We start from the raw sequence: 5418 nt of genomic DNA on the forward strand, positions 1-5418 counted from the left end.
GCGGCGGTGGCGGGGGCCGTCGCGGGGGCGGTGGCCGGACGCGGGCGCTCGGGGCCTGCGGCCGATGCCACGAGCCGGGCGGCACCCGTGCGGGTGACCGGACGAGGCGTCCGGTTCACCCGGCGGTGCTTGCGGCCCTTCTGCTGGCGACGCTTGGCCATTGTGCGCTCCGTTCTGTAGCGGTCATGGGTCAACGTCGTGAACGTGCGTCCGTCGATCAGGGTTACGGCTCACCGCGCGTGGGGGTGAACCCCCGGCATGTCCCCGGATGCGGCGGGCCCCGCCCCGGCCCAAGATGAACGAGCCCGCCCCCGCGCGGGCAGGCACGCGTTCAGGCACCACAGCCCCAGGCACACCGCAGGAAGGCGGCCCCAGGTGACGGCGGACAGCCCCGCGCAGCAGCGCCACGAAGAGCGCGCACTCGGCTCCCGGGGCGCGGTGAACCTCATGACCCACGACCTCGGCGAGGCACAGCGCTTCTACGGCGCCGTCATGGGCTGGACCTTCCGGGGCAACGCGCTCGGCGACGAGTACTGCGTGGCGCAGGACGCCGAGGGCGTGACGGTCGCCGTCCTCGGCGCGGTCGCCTCCACCTACCAGGTAGCCGTCGCCTGGATTCCCTTCTTCGCCGTCTCCGCCTTGGACGACACCGTCGCCCGTGTCCGGGAGCGCTCCGGCACGGTCGCGATCGGGCCGCTGCGGCTGCCGCGCGGGCGCGCCGCGCTCGCCGCGGACCGCGACGGCGCCGTCTTCGGCGTCTGGCAGGACGACGGCACCCCGGGCCGCATCGGCAGGCGCAGCCGCCTCGCCTGGGTCGAGCTGCGCACCCGCGACTCCTTCGAGGCGGCGATCTTCTACGGCGAGGTGCTCGGCTGGGGCGCGGAGGCCCCGGGCGCGCCCCAGGTGCGCTACGAGGAGGAGGCGGTCGTGGTGCGGGACGGGGACAACCAGCTCGCCCGGATCAGCTCGGGCGCGGTCGAGGCCGCCCCCGATCCGCTCGTGCGCCCCATGTGGCGCGTCCACTTCCCGGTCGCCGACCTGGACGCGACCGTCGCCGAGGCGACGCGCCGCTCCGCCGCGCTGGTCGAGCGGCGGGAGGGGCCCGAGTTCCGCCGCGCCGTGCTGCGCGACCCGGCGGGGGCGCTCTTCACGCTCGCGGAGCGCGCCGGCGGCTGAATCCGCCCGCCGGTCACCGCGTCGGGGGCACGCCCACGGGTCCCGCCCCGGCCCAGGAAGGCAGGACTCATGACTCCCGTATCGCAGTTCACCGCCCCCGGCGGCGGCCCGGGCAGCGACGTGGGCCGCCGTATCGCGCACAGCAGGACTCAGGCCGGGCTCAGCCGCGCCGAGCTCGCGCACGCGGTCGGCGCCGACCCCTCGTACCTGCGGTACATCGAGGAGGAGAACGCGGCGCCCGGTACGGCCGTGCTGCTGCGGATCGCCAACGCGCTCGGCGTGAGCCTCGCGGAACTGCGCGGGACCGCCGCCGGGTACCCGCAGGGGCGCGGGCGGGCCGCCGCCGAACCGGTCCTGGAGGAGATGGACACGGCGGAGTGCCGGCGCCGGATCGGCGCGCACGGCGTGGGCCGGATCGGGTTCACGACGCGGGAGACGGGCCCCGTCATCCTGCCGCTCAACTACACGCTCGTGGACGGAGAGCTGACGTTGCGCTCGACGGAGCGGGGCCCGCTGGCGACGGCGGCGGACGGGCCCGCCGCCTTCGAGGTGGACCGCGTGGACGAGGCGCTCGGCGCCGGGTGGTCGGTGCTCGCCACCGGCACCCTGCGCCGGGTCACCGACCCCGCCCGCGCGCGGGCCCTGGCCCGCGCCGCCTGGTCGGGCCCCTGGGCGGGCGGCGACCGCACGGCGTGGTTCACGCTGCGCCCCGAGCGGCTGACCGGCCGCGTCATCCGCACGTGAGGTGTCCTGAGGTGACGTGACACGACGTGACGGCCGGGTCCTGCCGTCATCGCCGTCCCCCCGGTGGCATTTCCGGTGTTTTTGCCAACTCTGTGCCAGAACTTGCACGCCCGGGTCTGTGCGCCTCGCCCCTCACTGTTAGCCTTGCTAAATATTGGCTTACGCACATATATCTGCGAGGAGGCGAGAGCACCCCATGGTGCGAGCGGCACCCGGTACGGCTCCGGACACCACGGCGGAGGAGAAGGGCTCCTCCCGCGAGACGGCCCTGACCCTCGTGCGCACCCTGTGGTTCCCCGCGTTCATGTTCGCCGGGTTCCTCGTCTGCTACCTGCTCCCCTTCCACAACCCCGTCCCGCACCACGTCAAGGTCGCCGTCCCCGCCGCCACCGCCGCGCCCCTCCAGCGCGCGCTGGACCAGGCCGCCCCCGGCGGCTTCGACCTCGTACCGGTGCACGACGCGGACGCCGCGCGCGCCGCCGTCACCGGCCGCGACGCCGTCGCCGGATACGTACCGGGTCCCGGCACGCCCGAACTCTTCACCGCCAAGGCCGACGGCTACTCGCTCGAATCGGTCCTCCAGAAGACGTTCACGGCCATCGCCCAGGACTCCGGGGGCCCGCACACCGGCGCCGCCGCGGGGAACGCGCTCAAGATCACCGAAGTCGCCCCCATCGCCCCCGGCGACGGCCTGGGCACCGGGCTCTTCTACGTCGTGCTCGCCTGCACCATCCCCGCCTACGTCATGGTCATGATGATGCTGCGGGCCACGAACCTCGGGCGGCGCGACAAGATCCTCGTCCTGGCCGCGGCGGGCGCCGTGCTCGCCCTCGTCGCCTACGGCGTCGCCCGCTGGATGGACGTCATCCCCAACGACCCGCTCGCGATCCTCTTCCTCTTCCTCATGTCCCAGGCCGTCTCGCAGACCGCGCTCGGCCTCGTGCCCTTCGTCAAGCAGTACCTGCCGGGCGTCGCGATGGGCCTGTTCGTGCTGCTCAGTATGCCGTCCAGCGGCGGCGCCATCCCGATCCAGATGGTCCCCGGCTTCTTCCGCGCGCTCCACCCCGTCATGCCGATGGGCAACCTCATCGAAGCCCTGCGCGGACTCTTCTACTTCGGCGGCAAGGACGTCCTGCCGCACGTCCTCGTCCTGCTCGCCTGGGTCGCCGCGGCCTTCGTCCTGCACGGCCTCGGCGCACTCCGCGCCCGCCGCGCCGCCGGCGAGGCCGGGGGGTCCGCCGTGCCCGAACCCCCCGTCGAGGACCCGGTCCTGGAGACGGAGCGCCCCGAGGCGCTGCCCCCGCACCGCGCGGCCGGCCGCCTCCCGCTGCCCCAGCTCACCGGCCGCGTCACCGGCACCGACGGGGAACCGCTGCGCGACGTCGTCATCACCGTCACGGGCACCCACGGGCGGGAACTCCTGCGGGCCACCACCGGCGACGACGGCGCCTACGCGGCCGCCGGGCTCGCCGAGCAGACCGTCGTCGTCATCGCCTCCGCGCCCACCCGGCTCTCCGCCGTCGCCCGCGTCGCCATACGGGACGGGCACCCCGCCCGCCACGACTTCCACCTCGCCGGGCGCCCCGTCACCGTCTGACCGCGCGCTCCGCCAACGGGGTGCATCCCCGGGGCCGATCGGGCGTCGCCCGCCCGGCCCGTCCGCCGCACCCCGCGTCATGTTCGTACTCTTCCGTCGCCATACGGGCGCAGGCGGGAACTCCCGCCCGCCGCCCGACGAATGACGAATGGAGACCGAGTGAGCTCGGCAGACACCCTGGTGGACTCCCGTCCCCCGACGCCCCCCGAACCCGTACGGCGGAGGTATCCGGGGGGCTGGGTGATCCGCTGGATCACCAGCACCGACCACAAGGTGATCGGCACCTCCTACCTGGTGACCTCGTTCACGTTCTTCTGCCTCGGCGGCATCCTCGCCCTCGTCATGCGCGCCGAACTCGCCCGGCCGGGACTCCAGATCGTCTCGCCCGAGCAGTTCAACCAGGCGTTCACGATGCACGGCACGATCATGCTGCTGATGTTCGCGACCCCGCTCTTCATCGGCTTCGCCAACTGGATCATGCCCCTCCAGATCGGCTCGCCCGATGTCGCGTTCCCGCGGCTGAACATGTTCTCGTACTGGCTGTTCCTCTTCGGCTCCCTCATCGTGGTCAGCGGCTTCCTCACCCCTCAAGGGGCCGCCGACTTCGGGTGGTTCGCCTACTCGCCGCTCACCGACTCCGTCCACTCGACCGGCCTCGGACCCGACCTGTGGATCATGGGCCTCGCCCTCCAGGGCTTCGGCACCATCCTCGGCTCGGTCAACTTCATCACCACGATCATCTGTATGCGCGCCCCCGGCATGACGGCGTTCCGGATGCCGATCTTCGTGTGGAACGTGCTGCTCACCTCGGTGCTCGTGCTCTTCGCCTTCCCCTGCCTGGCCGCCGCGCTCTTCTGCCTGGAGGCCGACCGCAAGTTCGGCGCGCACGTCTTCGACCCGGCCAACGGCGGACCGCTGCTGTGGCAGCACCTGTTCTGGTTCTTCGGGCACCCGGAGGTCTACATCATCGCGCTGCCGTTCTTCGGCATCGTCACCGAGATCCTCCCCGTCTTCTCCCGCAAGCCCGTCTTCGGCTACGTCGGCCTCATCGGCGCGACCATCGCCATCGCCGGTCTCTCCATCACCGTCTGGGCGCACCACATGTACGTGACGGGCGGCGTGCTGCTGCCCTTCTTCTCGTTCATGACCTTTCTCATCGCCGTGCCCACGGGCGTGAAGTTCTTCAACTGGGTCGGGACCATGTGGAAGGGCGCCCTGTCCTTCGAGACGCCCATGCTGTGGGCCGTGGGCTTCCTCGTGACGTTCCTCTTCGGCGGTCTCACAGGCGTCATCCTCGCCGCCCCGCCGCTCGACTTCCACGTCTCGGACTCGTACTTCGTCGTCGCCCACTTCCACTACGTCGTCTTCGGCACCGTCGTCTTCGCGATGTTCGCCGGATTCCACTTCTGGTGGCCGAAGTTCACCGGCAAGATGCTCGACGAACGCCTCGGCAAGATCACCTTCTGGACCCTCTTCACCGGCTTCCACGGCACCTTCCTCGTCCAGCACTGGCTGGGCGCCGAGGGGATGCCGCGCCGCTACGCCGACTACCTGGCGGCCGACGGCTTCACCGCCCTGAACACGGTCTCGACCATCAGCTCCTTCCTGCTCGGCCTGTCGATCCTGCCGTTCTTCTACAACATCTGGAAGACCGCCAAGTACGGCAAGAAGATCGAGGTGGACGACCCCTGGGGCTTCGGCCGCTCCCTGGAGTGGGCGACCTCCTGCCCGCCCCCGCGCCACAACTTCGACGCGCTGCCCCGCATCCGCAGCGAGTCCCCCGCCTTCGAACTGCACCACCCGGCGATCAACGCCATGGACCAGACCATCAACGCCCCGCACGAGTCGGTGACCATCGCACCCGGCGACCGCGACCACCGGGGCGAGTGAGGGACCGGTGG

General features: G+C 72.0%; 4 protein-coding genes. All 4 read left to right on the forward strand.

Annotated elements, in window-relative coordinates; translation table 11 throughout:
• Window positions 1–375: 375 nt before the first annotated feature.
• The 4 genes from SSBG_RS27685 to ctaD all read left to right on the forward strand — a co-directional run bounded on the left by SSBG_RS27685 (window position 376) and on the right by ctaD (window position 5407).
• Window positions 376–1176, forward strand: a complete 801-nt coding sequence (locus tag SSBG_RS27685; RefSeq protein ID WP_008749357.1) for a VOC family protein — start codon at window positions 376–378, stop codon at window positions 1174–1176.
• A 69-nt stretch (window positions 1177–1245) separates the two neighbouring features.
• Complete coding sequence (locus SSBG_RS27690) at window positions 1246–1920, forward strand: helix-turn-helix domain-containing protein (protein ID WP_008749358.1); 675 nt, start codon at window positions 1246–1248, stop codon at window positions 1918–1920.
• A gap of 196 nt (window positions 1921–2116) precedes the next feature.
• Window positions 2117–3517 carry a carboxypeptidase regulatory-like domain-containing protein gene (locus SSBG_RS27695; RefSeq protein ID WP_008749359.1) on the forward strand — a complete coding sequence of 467 codons (1401 nt, stop codon included), beginning with the start codon at window positions 2117–2119 and terminating at the stop codon, window positions 3515–3517.
• Window positions 3518–3658: 141 nt separating this feature from the next.
• Window positions 3659–5407, forward strand: coding sequence for a cytochrome c oxidase subunit I (gene ctaD, locus SSBG_RS27700; protein ID WP_008749360.1), 1749 nt, complete (start codon window positions 3659–3661; stop codon window positions 5405–5407).
• Window positions 5408–5418: the final 11 nt, after the last annotated feature.

It is taken from the genome of Streptomyces sp. SPB074, from assembly GCF_000154905.1.
Classification (GTDB): domain Bacteria; phylum Actinomycetota; class Actinomycetes; order Streptomycetales; family Streptomycetaceae; genus Streptomyces.

Excerpts from the sequence above, each read along its gene's own strand:
- SSBG_RS27690 (WP_008749358.1), top strand. The coding sequence starts at position 1,246 with ATGACTCCCGTATCGCAGTTCACCGCCCCCGGCGGCGGCCCGGGCAGC.
- SSBG_RS27695 (WP_008749359.1), top strand. The coding sequence starts at position 2,117 with ATGGTGCGAGCGGCACCCGGTACGGCTCCGGACACCACGGCGGAGGAG.
- ctaD (WP_008749360.1), top strand. The coding sequence starts at position 3,659 with ATGACGAATGGAGACCGAGTGAGCTCGGCAGACACCCTGGTGGACTCC.